This window comes from Hymenobacter metallicola, from assembly GCF_004745645.1.
GTDB classification, from domain to species: Bacteria; Bacteroidota; Bacteroidia; order Cytophagales; family Hymenobacteraceae; genus Hymenobacter; species Hymenobacter metallicola.
Map to the genome: position 1 here is coordinate 70,202 of NZ_SRMB01000001.1, position 19,935 is coordinate 90,136.

General features: G+C 63.6%; 19 protein-coding genes. 7 read left to right on the forward strand and 12 right to left on the reverse strand.

The features are described 5' to 3' along the window. Positions 1-202 precede the first annotated feature (202 nt). The 3 genes from E5K02_RS00310 to E5K02_RS00320 form a co-directional block, all read right to left on the reverse strand. A complete protein-coding gene (locus tag E5K02_RS00310; protein WP_135391314.1) occupies positions 203-1,024 on the reverse strand; it encodes an aldo/keto reductase in 822 nt (273 codons plus the stop codon). A gap of 47 nt (positions 1,025-1,071) precedes the next feature. After that, the gene (locus tag E5K02_RS00315; protein ID WP_135391315.1) at positions 1,072-2,799 is read right to left on the reverse strand and encodes a PQQ-dependent sugar dehydrogenase; all 1,728 of its coding nucleotides are present in this window, start codon (positions 2,797-2,799) and stop codon (positions 1,072-1,074) included. A 154-nt stretch (positions 2,800-2,953) separates the two neighbouring features. After that, on the reverse strand, positions 2,954-3,832 hold the full coding sequence (locus E5K02_RS00320) for a pirin family protein (RefSeq protein WP_135391316.1): 879 nt from the start codon (positions 3,830-3,832) through the stop codon (positions 2,954-2,956). A 235-nt stretch (positions 3,833-4,067) separates the two neighbouring features. Here E5K02_RS00320 and E5K02_RS00325 point away from each other — a divergent pair, with 235 nt between their 5' ends. The 6 genes from E5K02_RS00325 to E5K02_RS00350 all read left to right on the forward strand — a co-directional run bounded on the left by E5K02_RS00325 (position 4,068) and on the right by E5K02_RS00350 (position 10,495). Further along, positions 4,068-4,880: an SseB family protein gene (locus E5K02_RS00325; protein WP_135391317.1), complete on the forward strand. Its 813-nt coding sequence runs from the start codon at positions 4,068-4,070 to the stop codon at positions 4,878-4,880. 27 nt (positions 4,881-4,907) lie between these two features. After that, positions 4,908-5,210 carry a hypothetical protein gene (locus E5K02_RS00330; RefSeq protein ID WP_135391318.1) on the forward strand — a complete coding sequence of 101 codons (303 nt, stop codon included), beginning with the start codon at positions 4,908-4,910 and terminating at the stop codon, positions 5,208-5,210. A gap of 104 nt (positions 5,211-5,314) precedes the next feature. Further along, entirely contained in the window at positions 5,315-7,573 is a 2,259-nt protein-coding gene (locus tag E5K02_RS00335) for a TonB-dependent receptor (protein ID WP_135391319.1), read from the forward strand. 140 nt (positions 7,574-7,713) lie between these two features. Continuing rightward, the gene (locus E5K02_RS00340; protein ID WP_135391320.1) at positions 7,714-8,448 is read left to right on the forward strand and encodes a hypothetical protein; all 735 of its coding nucleotides are present in this window, start codon (positions 7,714-7,716) and stop codon (positions 8,446-8,448) included. A gap of 155 nt (positions 8,449-8,603) precedes the next feature. Further along, positions 8,604-9,668 carry a sensor histidine kinase gene (locus tag E5K02_RS00345; RefSeq protein ID WP_167856221.1) on the forward strand — a complete coding sequence of 355 codons (1,065 nt, stop codon included), beginning with the start codon at positions 8,604-8,606 and terminating at the stop codon, positions 9,666-9,668. Between the two features lie 47 nt (positions 9,669-9,715). Then, positions 9,716-10,495, forward strand: a complete 780-nt coding sequence (locus tag E5K02_RS00350; protein WP_135391322.1) for a LytR/AlgR family response regulator transcription factor — start codon at positions 9,716-9,718, stop codon at positions 10,493-10,495. 257 nt (positions 10,496-10,752) lie between these two features. Here the strand turns inward: E5K02_RS00350 and E5K02_RS00355 are convergent, their stop codons facing one another. The 6 genes from E5K02_RS00355 to E5K02_RS00380 are packed head-to-tail and all read right to left on the reverse strand — an operon-like array spanning position 10,753 to position 15,031. Next, positions 10,753-11,511, reverse strand: coding sequence for a LytR/AlgR family response regulator transcription factor (locus tag E5K02_RS00355; RefSeq protein ID WP_135391323.1), 759 nt, complete (start codon positions 11,509-11,511; stop codon positions 10,753-10,755). Next, on the reverse strand, positions 11,508-11,993 hold the full coding sequence (locus tag E5K02_RS00360) for a DoxX family protein (RefSeq protein ID WP_135391324.1): 486 nt from the start codon (positions 11,991-11,993) through the stop codon (positions 11,508-11,510). The genes E5K02_RS00355 and E5K02_RS00360 overlap by 4 nt, the downstream gene beginning before the upstream one ends. Before the next feature lie 15 nt (positions 11,994-12,008). Further along, entirely contained in the window at positions 12,009-13,037 is a 1,029-nt protein-coding gene (locus E5K02_RS00365; protein ID WP_135391325.1) for a sensor histidine kinase, read from the reverse strand. Positions 13,038-13,078: 41 nt separating this feature from the next. Then, a complete protein-coding gene (locus E5K02_RS00370) occupies positions 13,079-13,621 on the reverse strand; it encodes a DUF2867 domain-containing protein (RefSeq protein ID WP_135391326.1) in 543 nt (180 codons plus the stop codon). 27 nt (positions 13,622-13,648) lie between these two features. Further along, positions 13,649-14,524 carry a hypothetical protein gene (locus E5K02_RS00375; RefSeq protein WP_135391327.1) on the reverse strand — a complete coding sequence of 292 codons (876 nt, stop codon included), beginning with the start codon at positions 14,522-14,524 and terminating at the stop codon, positions 13,649-13,651. Between the two features lie 48 nt (positions 14,525-14,572). Then, complete coding sequence (locus E5K02_RS00380; RefSeq protein ID WP_135391328.1) at positions 14,573-15,031, reverse strand: ABA4-like family protein; 459 nt, start codon at positions 15,029-15,031, stop codon at positions 14,573-14,575. 172 nt (positions 15,032-15,203) lie between these two features. On the opposite strand from E5K02_RS00380, the gene E5K02_RS00385 reads away from it, so the two are divergent. Beyond that, positions 15,204-15,890 (forward strand): hypothetical protein, encoded by a 687-nt coding sequence (locus E5K02_RS00385; RefSeq protein WP_135391329.1) that lies wholly within the window; start codon positions 15,204-15,206, stop codon positions 15,888-15,890. Between the two features lie 75 nt (positions 15,891-15,965). Here the strand turns inward: E5K02_RS00385 and E5K02_RS00390 are convergent, their stop codons facing one another. From E5K02_RS00390 to E5K02_RS00400, 3 genes are all read right to left on the reverse strand, one after another. Beyond that, positions 15,966-16,355: a hypothetical protein gene (locus E5K02_RS00390; protein ID WP_135391330.1), complete on the reverse strand. Its 390-nt coding sequence runs from the start codon at positions 16,353-16,355 to the stop codon at positions 15,966-15,968. Between the two features lie 26 nt (positions 16,356-16,381). Then, positions 16,382-18,574: a dipeptidyl-peptidase 3 family protein gene (locus tag E5K02_RS00395; RefSeq protein ID WP_135391331.1), complete on the reverse strand. Its 2,193-nt coding sequence runs from the start codon at positions 18,572-18,574 to the stop codon at positions 16,382-16,384. Positions 18,575-18,703: 129 nt separating this feature from the next. After that, positions 18,704-19,846: an AMP-binding protein gene (locus E5K02_RS00400; protein WP_135391332.1), complete on the reverse strand. Its 1,143-nt coding sequence runs from the start codon at positions 19,844-19,846 to the stop codon at positions 18,704-18,706. Positions 19,847-19,935: the final 89 nt, after the last annotated feature.

Below are 19,935 nucleotides of genomic sequence, written 5' to 3' on the forward strand. Positions count from 1 at the left end.
CTGAGCCCATTAACGAGGATGGGCAGCACCCCACACCCAGAGCTACCACCGTATGCCCGGCGCCAGGCTGCTGATGGCTAGGTGCTGAGGTGCGCCAAGCAGCCCGGTACGAAGTCGAGTAAGGCAAAAATGGCCACGGCTGGGCGTTGCCAGAACCGGGAAGCCCAGCCGTGGCAGGGCTTCTTACTACTTTTTCAGGAGGTTACAAGCTCCGTACATAGGCCGCCATTTTCTCCCGTAGGGCCGCATCAGGCAGCAGGCCGGTACCGGCTGTTAGGTTGTCGGCCAGGTGGGCCGGGTTGCTGGTGCCCGGAATCACGCAGGTAACGGCGGGGTGGGAGAGGATAAACTTGAGCAAGTATTCGGGCCAGCTGCTGATGCCCACCTCCGTAGCCCAGGGCGGCAGGCGCTGGCCCCGCACCCGGGCCAGCAGGTTGCCCTCCGTGAAAGGCCGGTTGATGAGGGTAGCCACGCCCAGCTCGGCCGCGGCGGGCAGCAGGCGCTGCTCGGCGTGCCGGTCCAGGATGGAGTAGTTGAACTGCACAAAGTCGAACGGCTCCTGGCGCAGCACCCGCTCCAGCTCGGCGTGCATCGAGTCGGTATAGTGCGTGATGCCCAGGTAGCGCACCTTGCCCGCCGCCTGCCAGTCGCGCAGGGTAGGCAGGTGGGTTTGCCAGTCGAGCAGGTTGTGAATCTGGAGCAAATCGAGGCGGGGCCGCCGCAGCTTGCGCATCGAGTCCTGCAGCTGCCGGATACCCGCTTCCCGGCCCCGGGTCCAGACTTTCGTGGCGTAGAAAAGCTCGTCCTGGGCGGGCAGCGGCTTGGTTAGTTCGCCCACCACCTCTTCGGCCCGGCCGTACATCGGCGAGGAATCAATGACGCTGGCCCCGGCTTGGTGCAGGGTTTCCAGGGTCTGAAGCAGCGGCGGGTGCTGGCTGGGACTGCGCACATCAAAGGTTTGCCAGGTGCCCAGCCCCACAACGGGCAGCTGCTCCTGGCTGGCGGGAATAAGGCGCGTTAGCATAGAAAGGTAAGTTGGGTGGGAAGCATAAGGCAACTGACTACTTAGGGCTACTGTTGGCGCAGGCCGCTGAGCAAGGCCGGAGCGTTCTTGAGCACCTGCTGCTGTTGCTGGGTGGTAAGCCTCGGTTGAAGCAGCAGGTCAAATAAGGGTTGCTGAGCGGGCGGCAGGCCGGCGCGCTTTACCCGGCGGTCCTGGGGCTTAAGCTGTTGCGCCAGCGTGGTAGCCTCGCGCAGGGCTTGCTCGGGAGTCAGAACTTGCTTGCTCGGGGCGGGGCCCGCCACACCCCCGTCGAGGTACGTAAACTCCAGAATACAGCCCTTGCAAGCCGTGCCCTGGGGCGCTTCCTCCGAGGGGCCCGAGGTAACGGAGGTGCTGTCGGTGGCCAGGTAGAGCTTGCGGCCATCGGGCGAAATAGCCAGGTCGCGGTAGCGCACGGGGCCCCGAAAATACATCAGCGTGTCGGAGGCCACGCCGGTGCCGTCGGGCCGCAGTTGGAGCCGCACCAGCTTGCCTTTCTTCAGGGTCGGCAGCAGCAGGGAGCTTTGCCAGCCGGGAATAGTGGGCGCCGTGTACACGTCCAGGCTGCTGGGCGCCTCCGAGTTCCAGGTGGGCGCGTCGGGGGCCTGGGCGCGGGTGCGGGTCAGCACGGTGGTCAGAAACTCCCGGCTCAGCGGGTAGAGCGAGAAAATCGGGTTGCGGTAGCTCAGCCCAATAACGGCCACGTTGGCTTTCTCACTGCTGATGGTGGGGTAGGTGGTGTGCCAGCGGCCGGGTAGGTCGGCGTGGTGAGAGGCCCCGGCGCTCAGGCCATTGTAGTTGCCATCGGCCGGCCCGATAACCAGGGGGTGCCCGTAGTTTTTGCCCGGCTCAATCAGGTTAATTTCGTCGTCGGAATACGGGCCGTGCTCCGACGAGTACAGCCGGCCCGTGCGGCCCACCACGGCAAAGGCCAGCCCCTGGGCGTTGCGGTGGCCCAGGCTCCAGACGGCATTCTGGGCTTTCTTTTTGTTGAAAGGATTATCGTTCGGAATCCACTGGTCGGCAGGGGCCGCATCGGCGTCGGGCTCGGTGTTGAAGCGCAGCACTTTGCCCTCGTAGCTCTCGGGCTGCTGAGCGTGATTGGGCCGCCCGCCGTTGTCGAACTGCCCGGCTCCCAGGTCGCCGACGGTGTAGAATAGGTAGTCGTGCCCGGCCACCGGGGCCACTAGGAGGCGGCCGGCATTGTGGTCGTTGCTGCCCGGAATGGTGTCGCACAGCACCTGGGGCCGGCGCAGGGTCTGGGCCGCGGCGTCGTACTCGTAGCGCACCAGGCGGGTGGTGAAGAAATTGCCCCCGTGGTGGGGGGCGCTGCCCTTGCCCGGCTGCCCGGCCCCGGCAAACTGGTAGATGTAGGCCAGGTACACGTAGGGCTTGCCCTGCAGCAGCTGCGGATGCACGGCCAGGCCCATCAGCCCGCCCTGGGGCCAGGGCTTGCCGCCGTCGAGGGAGTCGGGAATCTTGTCGTAGCGCGGAAACTGCCGTTCCCGGCTGAGGTCCAGCACCACGCGCCGGGCTCCGGTGATGGGGTCGAGGCGGCTGACGCGGTAGCCGCGGGCCTCCGTGACCCACAGCGCGTGGTCGGGGCCGTAGGCCACTTCCCACGGGTCGCTGAGCTGCTGCACCACTATGCGCCGGGCAAACCGTTCGCCCAGCGGCCCGGTCACGATGGTTTGGGCCGCGGCCCGTTGGCCAAACAAGGCGGTCAGGCTCCACAGGAGCAGAAGTCGTAGCCGCATGAACCTAAGATTTCAGGAGTAAGTATTCCAGTTGACAGGCGGAATACTTACTCCGGGTTCCGGGCTTATGTTATGCTTGAGCCTGGTCGGGCGGGCCCGGACACTACGCCCGCGCCGCCCTTGCCAGTCTGGGTTCTACAGCCACCTAACCGGCTTATTCATCGTCTTCAAACTTGCCCATGCCGCCGCTTTCAAAGTCGGCAATGGCCTGCACCAGCTCCTGGTTGGTGTTCATCACGAACGGGCCGTAGGTAGCCAGGGGCTCTTCAATCGGTTCGCCGGCCAGCACCAGCAGCACCGCGTCTTCGGTAGCCGTGAGCTGCACGGCGGGCGAGTCCCAGCCGAAGACCACGAGCTGCTTGGTGGTGGCCGGGCGGTTGCCGTGCAGCAGTACGCTGCCCTTGACCACGTAGATACCCACGTTGTAGTCGGCCGGCAGGTGCAGGATGGTTTCGGCGCCCTGGCTGAGCTGCACGTCGAGCAGGGTGATGGGGGAGAAGGTTTCGGCCGGACCAATGACGTGTTCGTAGCTGCCGGCAATGACGCGGATGGTGCCCCGGCCCTCGGCTACCGGCACGGCTGGAATAGCCGCAGCCCGAATATTCTGGTAGCGGGGCGGGGCCATTTTGTCGCGCTTGGGCACGTTTACCCACAGTTGGAGCAGCTCGAGGGTGCCGCCCTGGCGGGCAAACTCCCGCTCGTGGCGCTCCTCGTGCAACAGGCCCGCCCCGGCCGTCATCCACTGCACGTCGCCGGGCCCGAGCGTGCCGCTGTGGCCGGCCGTGTCGCGGTGGGCCAGGGCGCCTTCGTACACCACCGTCACGGTTTCGAAGCCGCGGTGGGGGTGGGGCGGGGTGCCCAGGGGCTTGTCCGTCGGCGCTACCGGCATGGGGCCGGTGTGGTCGATGAGCAGGTAGGGGCTGAGCTGGCGGATGCGCGGCCCGGGCATGGGGCTGGTCACGTCGAAGCCGTCGCCCACGATTTTCTTGTTGCCGTCGATAACCTGGAAGATTCTGCGAAAGGTGGTGCTCATGGAAAGGCTGGTCGGATGCTGTGCTTGGTTGCTATACGAAGAAAAGCCAGCGGCGAAATGTTTACTGCCTGGTAGCCCGTGCAAGTGATTCGTCAGCCGTTCAGCTTGTTAGGGAAGTATGCTTCCGGCCTTGGCGCCGGTAGCTTGGGCGTCCGGGCCGGAATGCCGTAGTTGCGCCGCTGGCCCCGGGGCTCCGGGGCGTTAGCAGCACAGGGTATACCCCAACGCTACGCAGATGAATTTTTTAAAGAAGCTATTTCGTCGTCCCGACTCACCCGCGGCAGCGGCTCCTGTTCCTACCTCAACTCCCACTCCGGATAATAGTCGTTTGCTTGCCCTACTCACCACTTTCGGCCAGAAGCCAACGGCTGAAAACTACGGGGCCGTGCTGCAGGAAATACTAGCCGGGAATTCCTTTTTGCTGCTGCCTTCGGTCAATAGCGGGGCGGGAAAAGAAGGCTGGCAGACCCTGGAAAGCGGCTCGAAGCTGACGCTGGCCTCGGTTTTCAACCAGGATGGCCTACAGGTGCTGGGTGCCTTCAGCGACGAAAGCGCCCTGCTGCACTGGACCCAACAGCCCACCGAGTACACGGCCCTGCGCACCCAGGATGTAGTAGAGTTCTGCGAGCAGCACCTCATTGATCGGGTGGTCATCAACAGCGGGCTGCCGAGCATGTTTGTAATGGAGCGCAGCCGGGAGAATATTCGGGAAACCGTTATCGAGGAACCCACGCAGGTGCTGGTGGGTACGCCCCAGCACCCCCTGCCCGATACGGTGCTGGCCAAGCTCAGCGCCAATTTCCAGCGGATTGGGGTCGTGGAAGAAGCCTACCAGTACGCCCAGCAGCTGAACGGCGAAACGAGCATTGTGCTGGGCATCGTGCTGGCTACTGCCTCCGACGATGCCACGGCCGCCCTGCACCACGCCGTGAATACGTCCCTGCAGAACGAAAGCCTGACCGTGCCGCTTGATCTGATGGTGATAGAAGATGCCGAGTGGCTGGCCACGGTGCGCGGCATCCATAATTCCTTGTTCTACCAGCGGTAGGGTAAGGTTATCTTTCAAACGGGAAGCATGTATTACTTCAAACGCTTCTGGGACGAAACAACCGGCAATGAGTGGACCGGTAGCTGGGGAACCTCTTGCTTTTATTTCGAAACGGCGGCAGATTACTGGCCCACCCGCCAGATTCAGCTCTTCGACAACGGCAACGCGCTGAAATACACGACGGAGTTTGTGGAAGACCTATTTGGCGGGTTGGCCGAATGCGCGCTGGACAAGGATGATTTTGAGCGCTACGCTATAGACGCGGCCGAATTTGAGTTGCTGTGGGCCACCGTATCACATTACCCGCACCGGTTCCAACGCCTCTGTTGAGCCGCCTTCTACACTTCATCCCCCTAATCCGACGCTTCGGCAACCTTTAGTTTCTGCGGGCCCGGCGGCCGCTCACCTTTGAGCATCACTTCGCCGCTACCCCGATGAAACGACTGTTACCCCTGTTGCTGCTGCTGCTGCTGCTGACTACGGCCTTCGCCGCGCTGGCCCAAACCACCCCTACTACCCTGAGCGGCACCGTCCGCGACGCCAATGGCCACGCGCTGCCAGGGGTCAACGTTTTTCTGAAAACCACCTTCGACGGGGCCAGCACCGACACGCTGGGCCGCTTCAAGTTCAGCACCCGCCAGACCGGTACCCTGCCGCTGGTGGTTACGCTGCTGGGCTACCAGGCCCAGGAGCAGCCCGTAGTGCTGAACGGCGCGGCCCAGCGCTTTGCCCTCACGCTGAAAGCCGTGCGCAACCAGCTCGGCGACGTGGTCATCACCTCGGGCACCTTCGAAGCCAGTGACACCAAGCGCAACACCACCTTCTCGGCCCGCGACGTGGTGACGACGGCCGGAGCCTCGGCCGACGTGGCCGGCGCCCTGAATACGATGCCCGGCACCACCCGCAACGGGGAAGAAGGCAAGCTGTTTGTGCGCGGCGGCGGGGCCGGCGAAACCCGGCAGTACCTGGATGGGGTGCCCCTGCAAAGCCCCTACAATGCGGCCGTGTCGGGGATGCCGGCCCGGGGGCGGTTTTCGCCCATGCTCTTCAAGGGCATGGCCTTCAGCACCGGCGGCTACTCGGCCGAATATGGCCAGGCCCTCTCGGCGGTAGTAGCCCTGACCTCGGAAGATCTGGCGCCGGAAACCCAGACCGGCATTTCCCTGCTTTCCCTGGGCAGCCTGAGCCTCTCGCACCAGCACCGCTACGAGCGGGCCTCGGTGGCCGTCACGGCCGACTACCTGAACATGCGGCCCTACTTCGGGCTGGTGCCCCAGCGCATGCTCACGGCCTACGAGTCGGTGGGCGGCTCGGTGGCTTTGCGGCAAAAAACCGGGGAAATGGGCATGCTCAAAGTGTACGGGGCCTATACCCAGCAGCGCATCGGGGCCCGGCAGCCCAACGCCGAGTGGACCGGGGGCCAGCCCGTGCGCCTGAACTCGAACAATACCTACGTCAACACCACCTTCCGCAGTGCCCTGACCCGGGGCTGGTCGGTGCAGACGGGCGTGGCAGCTACCCGCGACTACCAGGCCTCGGGCATCACCACGCGCCAGGCCAACTCGACCGACACCCAGGAGCAGAGCATGGGCGAGTTGGAGCAGTCGGTGGTGGGGCGCCTGGTACTCACCAACGACTCGGCCAGTGCCTACTGGAACCTGAAGCTGGGCCTGGAGGGCTTGGTGCAGCGCAACGAGCTGCGCTTCGTGGCCGAACCCTACCGGACCATCTTCGGCCTGAATGAGCAGCGCGTGGCGGGCTTTGCCGAGTCCGATATTGCCTTCAGCAACAAGCTGGTGGGCCGCGTGGGCGGGCGGGGTGAATACTCGGCCGTGCTGGGCCGCTGGAATGCCGCTCCCCGGTTGGCACTGGCCTACCAGCTCAACGAGAAAACGCAGCTGTCGGGGGCCTGGGGCTACTTTTTTCAGAACCCCGGCAACGACCTGCTGCTCCGGGCCGCCGACCCCGCCGCCCTGCGCTTCGAGCGGGCCCAACACCTGCAGCTGACTTACTTGCGCAGCTACGCCAGCCGCACCCTGCGCCTGGAGGCCTATTCCAAAACCTACGCCCAGCTGGTGCGCTACGACCTGCAGGGCGGCGTCTACGACCCGCAGCAGTGGATGCCCGCCGACCCGGCCAGCTACCGCAGCACCGGCACCGGCTACGCCCGGGGCGTAGACATGCTCTGGCGCGACAGGAAAACGGTGAAAAACGCGGATTACTGGGTGAGCTACGGCTTTATTGACACCCGCCGCCAGCAGCGCTTCGACCCGGAGCTGGCCGTGCCCACCTTCGCGGCGCGCCACAACCTGAACGTAGTGGGCAAGTACTGGGTGGGCAAAATCCACACCCAGTTTGGAGCTACCTACACCTACAACAGCCCCCGCGTTTACTACAACCCCAACCGCCCCGACAGCTACCACCAGGACCGCCTGCCCAGCTTCCAGGACTTCAGTTTGAACGCCAGCTACCTGACCAAGCTCTGGCATAACTTCACCATCGTGCACGTGAGCTGCACCAACGTGCTGGGCCGCCAGAATGTGTTTGGCTACCGCTATAGCGCCACGAAAGATGCCAGCGGCCAGTACGCCAGTACCGCCGTGCTGCCTTCGGCTCCCCGCATGGTGTTCGTGGCCCTGCTCATCTCCATCAACAAGAAGAACCCCGCCGACACCAACACCGCCCCGGAATAGCTGGGCCCCGCCCCGCGACGCTTCATCCGGCTGATCCGACGCTTCGGCAACCTTTAGTTTCAGCGCTGGCCGCGGCCGGCCACCTTTGGATCATACTCTTTCGCCTCACCAGAAATCATTCATCCTTACCACGTTTCGCCATGAACAACACGCTGCTCATCCTCGCCCTTACCGCCGCTTCCTTCTCCGCCGCTGCCCAGCAGCCCGCCACTAAGGCGGCTCCCGCCACTAAGGCGGCTCCCGCCACGACGACTGCCGCCCCCGCCGGCTACGCCGACATGATGGCCGCCACCATCAAGGAGCTTAACAGCACCGGCGACCCGGCCCAGCTTCAGGAAATCGTCAGCAAGTTTGAGCGGGCCGCCGCGGCCGTGCCCACCGACTGGCTGCCCCAGTACTACCAGGCCTACGGTCGGCTGCTGGTTAGCTTTCAAAGCAAGGAGGAAGGCGAGGTGAAAGACAAATACCTGGACCAGGCCGAAGCCGCGCTGGCCCAGGCCCGCAAGCTGGGCGGGGAAGAGTCGGAGCTGCTGGTGCTGCAGGCCTACATCTACCAGGCCCGGCTGGGCATTTCGCCCATGGCCCGCTCCATGAAGTACTCGAAGATGGTAAGCGAAACGCTGGCCCAGGCTAAGAAGCTGAACCCGGCCAACCCGCGCATCTACCTCGTGGAGGGCAACAACCTGCACTTCACGCCCAAGATGTTCGGGGGCGGGCCCGAGGTAGCCAAGCCCGTGTTTGAGGAAGCCCAGGCCCGGTACGCCGCCTTTAAGCCAGCCACCCCACTGATGCCCAACTGGGGCGAGCGGCAGGTGCAAGGCCGCCTGAAGGCCTACGCCGCGCAGGCCGCCACCCCGGCGCCGGCCGCTAAGTAAGGCCCAGCTACCCAGTGCCGTGCCCCGCCTGGCTCAGCAGTTTCCAGGCGGGGCACGGCGTTGTGCGGGTAACCCGTGTTCTTGCTACTTCCTTCGCCGCCAGCCCGTATCTTGCCATGCCTGCTTCGTTGTTTTCGTTCGGCGCCACTTTCTCTATGTCTGCCCCCGCCTCTACTGTATCTCCCGCGCAAGCTTCCCGGCCGTGGCTGCGGCTGATGCTGATGCTACTGGCCGTGTCGGCTGCCATCAGCTTGTTCACCTGCCGGCAGTGCTTCGATACTCCCCGGGAGCTGCTGATCAACTTCCTGCTGACGGCCCTGTACACCGTTGGCCTGTGGCTGACCAACGGCTACTCCGTCGATTGGCTAAACAAATACGTGGGCTGGAAGCAGGCCCCGGGCAAGCGGCTGGTGCTGACCCTGGTGGTGTCGTTGGTCGGGTCGTTGGCCGTCATTGTGCTCGTCCGCCTGGGCTACATCCTCTACCGGGGCCAGGACCCACGGCGCCTGTTCTCGGCGGCCTATATCGACGGCTATATTTTTCCGCTGGTCATCACCGTTATCTGCTCGTTGTTTATGCACAGCCGCTCGTTTTTGCTCGGCTGGCGCGAGGCCGTGGTGCGCAACGAGCGGCTGCAAAAGGAAATGGCCCAGGCCGAGGCCGAGTCGTTGCGCCAGCAGCTCGACCCGCACTTTATGTTCAACGCCCTGAACGCGCTGACCTCCCTGGTGGAAGAGGAGCCCAAGCTGGCCGTGCGCTTCATCCGCCAGCTTTCCCAGGTCTACCGCTACGTGCTCGATGCCCGGCAGCGGGAGGTGGTGCCCCTGGCCGACGAGCTGGAGTTTGCCCAGTCCTACCTGTTTCTGCAGAACATCCGCTACGGCGAGGCGCTGCGGGTAGAGCTACCGGAGAGCAGCGCAGTGCCGGCCAACGGGGTAGTACCACCCCTGAGCTTGCAGCTGCTGCTGGAAAATGCCCTGAAGCACAACGCGGCCAGCATAAGCCAGCCCCTGCACCTGCGCATTGCCATCGACAGCGCCGGCAAATGCCTGACGGTAAGCAACACGCTGCGCCCGCGCCGCCTCGGGCCCGGCGAATCCCTGGGCATTGGCCTGCCCAACCTGACGGCCCGCTACGCCCATCTCACCGCCGAACCCGTGCGCGTGGAGCGCACCGAGGCCGAATTTATAGTAACCTTACCCGTGCTGTCAATCTGTTAATTCTGACAGGAGCGCCTGCGCCTATTCAACCACATTAGCCCATTCCAATGAACGCCTTCGTGATTGAAGACGAGCCGCTGGCGGCCAAGCGCCTGACGGACCTGCTGCGCCGCCAGAACCCGCCCGTGCAGGTGCGCGCCACCGCCGACTCGGTGGAAGCCGCCGTAGTACTGCTGCAAACGGCTTCTTCGCCGCCCGACGTGCTGTTTCTGGATATTCACCTCTCCGATGGGCTGAGCTTCGAGCTGTTCGAGAAGACGGAGGTGCGCTGCCCGGTTATCTTCACTACGGCTTACGATGCCTATGCCCTGCGCGCCTTTAAGGTGAACAGCATCGACTATTTGCTCAAGCCCATTGATGAGGAGGAGCTGCAGGCCGCCTTGCACAAGCTCCAGAATCTGCAGCGTACCGCGGCTGCCCCGGCCCCCAGCTTCGACGCCACGCTGCTGAACCAGGTATTGCAGCAGCTCCAGCCCCAGAATCAGTATAAAAAGCAGTTTGTGGTGAAAGTAGGGGAGCATCTGAAGGTAATTCCGGTGGAAAGCATCAGCTACTTCTTCAGCCTGGAAAAAGCCACCTTCCTGCAAACCCGCGAAAACCGCCGCTTCGTGGTCGACCAGACGCTGGAGCAACTCGAGAAGCTACTCGACCCGCGCGAATTTTTCCGCCTGAACCGGGCCTACTTCGTGCAGCACGACGCCATTCAAGACATTATTCACTACACCAACAGCCGCCTGAAAACCGTGCTGGCCCCCGCCGCCCCCGAAGGCGACGTGCTCATTAGCCGCGAAAGAGTCCCCGCCTTCCGCGCCTGGCTGGAAAGGTGAGGTGTTGCTGTGCGAATGTGGTTGAATAGGCCAAAGGTGAGAACGAAGGAGAATCGCCGTGCCATTACCAGGCGCAGCCGTGGCCATGCGTCTTCTGCGCAGCACGAAATATTCTTTTAGTTAGAAAGCCCTTTACTCATCGACGAGTAAAGGGCTTTTCCCCTTAGAAGGCTGAGCACATTTCAGCGGACGGATGGCTTCGCGTTGCTCGCCAGGACACGAGTTTAGCACCTTCCTCGCAGTGGCACATCACCTCCTCAGCCTTCCAGCCAGTTTTTGAACGCGCCGGCTTTTTCCTTGCTGATCATCACCTCCTCACTCGGGGCTGGCGTGAGGTCTAGCTTGAGCTTGCCGTTGAAGTGAGGGTGGAGGCGTTGCACGGCTTGCAGGTGGGCAATAAACTGGCGGTTGAGGCGGAAAAACTGACCGGGGTCCAGCAGGCTTTCCAGCTGCTCCAGGGTGTAGTCGACCACGAAGCGGCGGCCGTCGGTGGCTACCAGGGTCGTGACTTCGTGGCGGCTCTGAAACCAGGCCACGGCGCCGGCGGGCAGGGGCAGCAGCTGCTCCCCGCTGCGCACCAAAAACCGGGTTTTGTACTGCCGCTCGGCCCGGGGCAGACTGTCGCGCAGACTTTCCAGCTGCCGGGCCGGGGCCGTGGGCTGCCGCCATTCGCGCAGCTTGAGCAAAGCGGCCTGCAATTCGGCCAGCTTGATGGGTTTGAGCAGATAGTCGATGCTGTTGGCCTTGAACGCGCGCAGGGCGTAGGCATCGTAGGCCGTGGCAAAAATGACTGGGCTGCGCACCAGAATCTGGTCGAATACATCCAGGCTCAGGCCGTCGGCCAGCTGGATGTCGGAAATAATCAGGTCGGGGGCGGGGTGGTCGGTGAGCCAGGCTACGGCCCCGGCCACGCTGTCGAGCACGGCGGCCACGCGGGCCTCGGGAGCCGCCTGGAGCAGCAGGCGCTGCAGCCGTTCGGCGGCCGGGTACTCGTCTTCGAGCAGCAGTACGGTCATGGGGTGGCGGTATTCAACGAGGCCAGCAGGGGCAGGTAGAGCGCAAAGTACCAGGTCCAGGCCATAAAGAGCAGCTGCAGCGGGATGCGCAGCCACAGGTAGGCCGGGCCGGGTCCGTCGAAGGTGCCGGTCTGGTAGTTGAGGCGGTGACGGGCGGCGTAGATGTTAGCCGGCAGAATCAGCAGGAAAAACCCCAGCAGCAGCCAGGCCGTGGCCGTCCGAAAACTGGGGAGCAGCAGCCCCCCGGCCGCCGCTATTTCCAGCCCCCCTGTGAGCAGGACCAGGGCCTGGCGGGCCGGTACAAACGGGGGCAGCATCTGCATCATGCCCCGGGTAAAGGCAAAGTGCGCCGCGCCGGTAAACAGCAGCATGGCGGCCATGGCACCCGTGCCGGCCACTACGTAGTTGGGGTGGCCCGCCAAAAGCAAAGACCCCACCGCCAGCAGGCCGAAAACGGTTACTAACACTACCAGAGGCTTCATCGGGAACAGGATGGCTTAAGCTGTCGGCAATAGGGGCAGGGCCACGGTGAAGGCTGCCGCCGTGGCCTCGATGCGTACCGGCTGCGGGGCCTGCAGCAGCTCGTAGCGGTGCACCGTGTTTTGCAGGCCCAGCCCGGTGCTGGGCCCGAGCCCGGCGGCGCGGGGGCGGAAGGAGTTTTGCACCTGCAGGTAGCCACTGGCTTCGTCGGCCGAAATGGTGATATCCAGCGGATGCTCCCGGCTGACCACGTTGTGCTTTAGGGCATTTTCCACCAGCAGCTGCACGCTCAATGGGGCCACGCGCCGGGTCAGCAGCTCGGCCGGAATGCGGTGCTGCACCCGCAGATTATCCCGGAAACGGGTTTTCTGCAGGGCCACGTAGGTTGCCACGAAAGCCAGCTCCTCGCCCAGGGGCACCGTGGCCTTTTCGCGGCTGAGCAGCACGTAGCGGTACACATCGGCCAGCTGCTCCACAAACTGCTGGGCGGGCGTGTTGGCCTCGTCAATCAAAGCGGCCAGGGTATTGAGGCTGTTGAAAAGAAAATGTGGGTCGAGCTGATTTTGCAGGGCTTCGAGCTGACTTTGCACCCCGGCCTGGGTGAGCTGCTCGGCCCGGCGTACGTTGTGTTCCCACTGCTCAAAAAAATGGATGCTTTCGTAGAGCATGAGTACCAGCGTACCCGGTATCAGATTGAAGATAATCTGGTTGAGCAGGTCGCGGGGGGCCAGGGAAAAGTAGGGCGGCATGAGCAGGTGCATAAAGGCTACCAGAGCTACCGTGGCCACCGCCGTGTACAGCAGCCCGGTAGCAGCCAGCAGCCAAAGCCGGCGTCGGGTTTGCTCCACGGCCGGGTAGCGCCGCAGCAGCCCGGCCCAAATGGTGCGCGTGCCCAGCCACAGCGTAGCGGTGAAGAGCAATGAAACCGCCAGGTGCACCAGCAGCATGCTGGGCAGCGGCTCGGCGGGCAACTCGTCGAGGGTAAACAGGGTGATGAGCAGGGCCAGCAGCGGGATACCCAGCAAACGTAGTCGACGGTCGTTCATAGGGCAAAGATGCCGGGTGACGGGCAAAAAAGCAGCCGCCCTCAGCGGCCAGGGTGGCCCACCGGCGGGTGGTTGGGCTCCTGGCGTAGGGCATGGCGCAGCAACGCCGGGACAACTAGGTGGTGAAAGGGTTGGATAAGTTGAAAATACCAGCGCCCCACCCAGTTGTGAAACCACACCAGCGTTGAGACGACCGCTGCGCGGCCGTCTTCGGCCAGCAGCACCGAAACCCGGAAGTCGAGGTGACGGTCATCCAGGCCCAGCACGACTTCGTGGGGGGCGGTGGCGAAAACCCGGAAGGCGCCGAGGCTGCTGCCCGGTACCAGGGCGGTGCCGTAGGGCGGACGAATGGTTTCGGGAAACGTCGTGAGGCGGAGGGGGCGCACGAGCCAGTCGCGCAGGCGCATCAGGTACCGGATCCAGGCCGGAGTCTGCCCAAACAGCCGCCAGGTTAGGGCGGTGGCGTCGGCAGCCGCCCCGGCGGGTAGGGCTAGGCGGTAGGCATCGGTGTGGTCGGGGGCGGCGGCAGCCTGCAAACTGCTGCTGCTGGGCAAGGCAACGGCGCTAACGGAGAGGCGGGGCATGGGAACAACTGTAGGAATGGGACTTCGTTAGCTCAGCTTCCAGAAGGGCCGACCTTGTAGGGCATGAAAGTAAAGCCAGGCTACGGCCCCCACGTAGAGCAGGGTAAAGCCCAGCATGCCCAGGACCTGGGCCCGCTTGGGTAGTGCAAGAGCCGAGCGGCCCAGCAGCCAGCCGAACAGGGGCAAAACCTGCAGGGCGTGCAGCCCCAGGAAGTGGGCGGCGCGCAGGTCGCCGTAGCGGGTGCTCCAGCCCAGGCCGGGCAAGCCCGGGCCCCCATCGGCCCCGCCAATGGTGTGGCCCAGGTGATGAATCATGCTGCCCCCAATGGCGCTGCCCACCAGGAACACAACCAAGCCCAGGCGCATGCCCCACACGTAGGCCGCCGAGCCAAAAGGCCGGTGGCGCAGCATGAGCACCAAGGCCCACACCAGCAGCACCGTGTTGAGCATGATGAAAACGCCCATTGCGCTGAACAGCAGGCCATCCAGCGGGGTGCTGATGTTGAAATGCGAAGTAGTGCCCCGGGCGGCCTGCAGAAAGATAATGACCGTTTCAACCACGATGCTCACGGCGACGCCCCAACTGATGCGGCGTACCGCCCGCTCCGTAGGCGCCGGTAGGTCGGCCAGCAGCCAGCCCAGCGTCCAGAGGTAAATCAGGCCCGAGGCGGCAAACTTCAGGGGTTTAAACCATGCGTGCAGCCCCAGCACCAGCCGGTCGTCGAGGGGCAGCAGGGCCAGGGCCAGCGCGGCCAGCGCCACGTGCAGCCAGCCGGCGCCCGACAGAACAGGATTGCAGCGGTGCAGCACCCGCAGAAACTGGCGCACCGCGCCGGCCGGCTGGGGGGCGGTTGTCGGGGCGGGCTGGGTCCGGGCAGGCTCGGAGAATACTAGCGTTTTCATAGCTTAGAAAGAGTAAGGTCTGAAAAGAAGAAAGCCGCGGTGAATGGGTCAGACGGTGGCGGCCGGAGCCTCTATGGCCGCCAGCGGATAAGCCCGGCGCAGCCCGAAGTAGAGTAGAAAGCCCACCGGACCCAGCAAAAAGGTCAGCAGCAGCACCGGTAGCAGCAACAGATGGGGCAGGCCCCGGCGCTGGGCATCCCGGCTAATCCAGGTGCCCACGGCCAAGTCGAAGCAGAGGTAGTGTACCCAACCGGCCAGCAGGGCCCAGGGGTCCTGAAACAGGGCTGCTACCTCGGGCAGGGAACTGAAGCCGCCCTGACTGGCCGCGCCGCCGGCATAGTGCCAGCCAATGCAGCCCGCGTAAAACACGGCCAGCAGCGCCGGCAAGGCCTCGCTACCAACTACCCAGCGCGTTACGCGCCAGCGCGGCGCCACCACGAGCAGCAGCCAGCCGGGGAGCACCAGATTATTGGCCAGCAAAAACAGGGATTCGGGAGTAAGCGTCATAGCCAGGCGAGAAAGAATGTCTAAACTTCTGCAAAGTCGCCCGGTTGTGTAGCCGTAAACTGGGTGAAACCGCCCGGGCCGGGGGTGAACCGGCCAAATTAACCAGGTGAGCTTCGGGCCTTGCCCGCTGCCCGGGCATAACTCCCACTGCCACCGTTCGTACCTTGGGCACGTGAACCACTTGTTGAAAAAATGGCTGGGCCTGGGCCTGCTGATGGGGGGGCTGCCGGTAGTAGCCCCGGCCGCCACCGCGGATGACTCTTCCCGCGTCCGGCAGGCCCACCGCCGCGTTGTATTTCAGTTCGACAACCGCTACTCCATAATTGATGGCAAGCTGGTGGGTATCAACGGGCTGAAGCTGGCCGTGGAGTGGAAAGGACGGCTGCGGGCCGGCGCCGGGGGCTACCTGCTCAGCAACGGGATTCCCTCCCAGGAGGAAGTGCCCACCGGGCTGCCCACCGGCACCACGGCCGAGCTGCGCTTCCGCTACGTGGCCGCCTACGCCGAATATCTTTTCATCCGGTCCAACCGCTGGGAGCTGAGCGCGCCCCTGCAGCTGGGCGTGGGCCGCTTCTTCACCAGCTTCGAGCACCCCGACGGCAACAAAAGCAAGGATGCCAAGTCGACGGTGTGGCTGCTGGAGCCCTCGGCTTCGAGCCACTTTCGGGTGTTTCCCTGGTTTGGCATTGGGGTGGGGGCCGGCTGGCGCGAAACCCTGTTCGTCGACCACAGCCTCGACGAAGCCCTGGACGGCCCCATCTTTTACGGCCGCGTCAAGCTGTTTCTGGGCGACTTATACAAAACGGCCCGCTTCAAGCGCAAGCTCTTTTCCCAGCAGCACTTCCGCTACCAGAATTAACCCGGGCCATCGACCATAAAAAAACGCCTGCTCTCGGTAAGAGGCAGGCGTTTTTATGCTGTCCAAGAGCCCGGGTTACTTCGGGCCCGAGGAGGTCGTCAGGCGGCGCAGCAGGATGTGGGTGGCCTGCTGGTTTTTCACCCCGTTGGGCAAAGAATACACCTGCACTACTTCCCAGCCCAGCTTGCCCATGTAGTTGAGGGTGCTCAGCGGGGTCGAAAAAACTTCCAGCTTGCCGACCTCCCGCTTGGCCATGTCACTATCGCCGAGCTTTTCGTAGCCGAAGCCGAAGTCCACGAAAATGTCGCCGCCCTTGGTTTTGGTGGGTTCATTCAGAAATTCGGTCTTCAGCAGTTCGCAGTACTCGTAGCGAGCAGCGTTGAGGTTGGTGGTTTGCGCCAGCGAGGTCGTAGCGCGGCCTGCCAACAAGGAAAGAAGCAGGGCCGGAAAGAGAAGTTTTTTCATAGGTGTCAAAAGGCAGGCCGAAAGCCTTAGTTGTAATTAGGCAAGAACTTGTACTTGCGGCTGTAATCAAGCATTTGCTGGGCAAAATCGGAAGGATATTCCACCTTCACGTCCACAATTTTACCTTCCTGCTGCACCGGCACCAGGCGGGGCTGGATAAAGCCGGCGTAGGGGGCAATGTTGAGCTTGGCGTAGCGGGCCAGCACTTCCTTGTGCAGCACCGGGTCGACTTTCACGCCGTAGGTTTCAATCAGGTTTTTGGCCGCCGCATAGTCGCCCTCACTGGTCAGGCGCTGCAATTCGCGCAACAGCTGGCCAAACAGGCCCCGCAGCTTCTGGTAGTCGTTGACCTTGAAGTAGGTTTTGCCGCCTTTGGTCACTTTCTCAATGACGTTAGCTTTTTTACCTTTCTCGTAGGCCCATTTGGCTACCATCTGGCGGTTGCGCATGTGGGCTTCCTCCACGGTTTCGCCCAGGGGCAGGCGCACGAGCTGGCCCATCAGGCCGTTGCGGATGTAGTTGTCATACTCGGCCTTGCCCACTTCCAGGCTCGGCACCACGCCCAGCTGCACCAGCTTGGGGTCCATCAGGTAGTAGAGGGCCACCAGGTCGGCGCGGCCTTCCTCGATGGCCGAGGCGTAGCTTTTCAGCGTTTCCTTGGGCGTACCCACGCCGGGGTTGATCTGGCCCGAGGCGTGGCCGATAACTTCGTGCATGTCGGTGTGGAGCTTGCCGGCCAGGCCGGCGTACTTGCGGGCCCGCTCTTTTTCCTCGTCGGAGTAGGCAAATTCGTCGAGCGAGCCGCCGGCGTCGGCCAGGCCGTAGGCGTCCACGATGTTGCCCAGGTTCACCGACTTCGAGCCGTGCTCCTTGCGAATCCAGGTGGCGTTGGGCAGGTTGATGCCAATGGGCGTGGCCGGGGCTGCGTCGCCCGACTCTACCACCGTCGTAATGACCTTGGCCGTGATGCCCACCACGTTCTTTTTCTTGTGCTTGGGCAGAATCGGGGAGTTGTCCTCAAACCACTGGGCCTGGTCGCCGATGGCCTTGATGCGCTTGGTGGCCTCCTGATCCTTGAACGACACCACCGACTCGTAGGAGGCCCGGTAGCCCAGCGGGTCGCCGTAGACCTCGATAAAGCCGTTCACCACGTCGGTGCGGCTCTTGGTGTCGCGCACCCAGGCAATGTTGTAGTCGTCCCAGGTTTTCAGGTCGCCGGTGGTGTAGTACTGCACCAGGCGCTGCAGGGCCAGTTTCTGCTCGGGCGTTTCGGCCACGTCCACGGCCTTGCCCAGCCAGTATACCACCTGGGTCAGGGCTTCGCCGTACATGCCGCCCACCTTCCAGGTCCGCTCCACAATCTGGCCTTTCTCGTCCTTCATCAGCTTGGAGTTCAGGCCGTAGGAAATGGGGCGGGGGTCTTTTTTATCAATCTTCTTGGCGTAGAAGTCCTCGGCTTCCTTCTGCGTTACGCCCTCGTAGAAGTTGTTGGCCGAAGACACGACCAGGTCCGCATCCTTTTCCTGGTTGACGCGCTTGGCCGACACGGTCGGGTCGAAGATAATGGGGGTAATAGCCGCCAGAAACTGGTCTACCGACTCGCCTTTTTCCAGGGGCAGGGTGCCGGGGTCCACGCTTTTCACCAGCTGGGCAAAGTAGGCGGGCGAGCATTCGGGCACAAACTTGCGGGTAGAGTAGTGGTGATGAACCCCGTTGCTAAACCACACGCGCTTGGTGTACACGTTCAGTTTGTTGGCCTCATCCACGCGCTGGGTGTTGGTTGTGGCCGTAATCTGCTGCTGATTGGCCGGCCAGATGGCCTCCAGGGTGCGGCGCACGCGCAGGTTGTGCTTATAATTCTGGTCGTAGGAAATATCCCGGCCGCTCAGGGCCGCTTCGTAGAGGTAGTAGAGCAGCTCTTTCTGCCGGGGCTCCAGCTCCTCGAAGCCGGGCACCTGGTAGCGCAGCACGCGCAGGTCGGCAAACTGCTCACTGACTACCTGAAACGGGGCGTTAGCCGGAGTAGTGGATTGAATGGGGGCACTGCCCAGGGAAAGAGCCTCCCCCATCTGCCGCGCCGAGGCTTTGCTGGCGTCGTCGGCCGCGTCGGTAGTGGTAGCCGTGGTGGAAGAAGAAGTGGTAGCGGTAGTGCTGGCGCAGCCGCCGCCCAGCTGGGCGGCCAGCAGCAGGGCCGCCACCGAAATATAGGTACGCTTCATTGCAGGAATTGCGGGTGGAAAGTTGTACAAATCAACGTCTTTTTTCACATAGTTGAGACGCCAATTCCGTATCCGCAGCTTGTTTAGGTTCGGTTGTGGGCTTTCCGGCGGCTAACTAGCCGGGGCGGGCTAGCGGTGCGGCTCCTCGGGCCGGGTAGGGGCGCCGGTACTGCGCAGCGTATTCAGCCGGTCGAGCTTGCCGGAAGCCGTAGTCCGAAACTGCGGTACGTACACCAGCTCCCGGGGCCGCTCGTAGCGCTCCAGTCGCTCGGCCAGCAGGGCCAGCAGCCGCTGGCTCTGAGTTTCCGTCAGGGGCGCGCCCTCCACGTAGGCCGTTACCTGCTCGCCCAGGCGGGCATCGGGCCGGCCCGCCACGAAGGCCCGGCGGCCCGGCAGGTTGAGCTCCACCAGGGCCACTTCCAGCACTTTCTCCACTTTTTCGGCCTGCACCTTCACCCCGCCGGAGTTAATGACGAAGTCGGCCCGGCCTAGCCACTCGAAGGTGTGCTCGTCGAGCAGGTGTACCCGGTCGTTGGTCGTAATCAGGCGGTCATCCGTTACGTCGGCCCGCACGGTAAGGCAGCCGCGGGCATCCTGGTCGATGTGAATGCCGGGCAGGGCGCGGTAGGTGGTGGTGGCCTCGGGGCCGTTGAGGCGGCGCAGGGCAATGTGGGAAGCCGTTTCGGTCATGCCGTAGGTTAGGTACACCGGCACTTTCAGCTTCTGCAGGGCTTGTTCCAGGCTGCTTTCCACCGTGGCCCCGCCCACCAGAATGGCTTTCAGCCGGTTCAGCCGGGGTAGGTAGGCGGGCGTGAGCACCTCGCGCATCTGCAGGGGCACGAAGGAGGCAAAGTCGAACTCGGCGGTGGCGGGCACCAGGGCCAGCGGGTCGGCCTGGGGCTCCACAATGGTCAGGTGCAGGTTCAGCTCCAGGCCGCGCACCAGCATCATCATGCCGCCCACAAACTCGCAGTTCAAACACACCAGCATCCGGTCGCCGGGGCCCAGGTCGAAGTAGTCGCCGGTGCGGCGGGCCGAAGCCACCAGCTGCCGCCGCCGCATCGTCACCGACTGCGGCTTGCCCGTGGAGCCCGAGGTGCGCAGCCCAAACTCCAGGGCACCGTTCAGCCACTGCCGGCAAAAGTCCAGCACCTTGGCCTCGTAGCCGTTCAGGTCTACGGGGCTGTTGGCGGGGTACTGCTTGATGTCGGCGTAGCGGAATTCGCGGCCGTTGAGCAGCAGGGAGTCGGGGAGCAGGGCAGAGGCAGACATAGGCAAAGTAGAAATGACAAGGGGCAAAGATTCACCGAATACAACCGCAACTGCATACGCAGGGCCCGGCAGAAAGCTGGGTTCGGGCG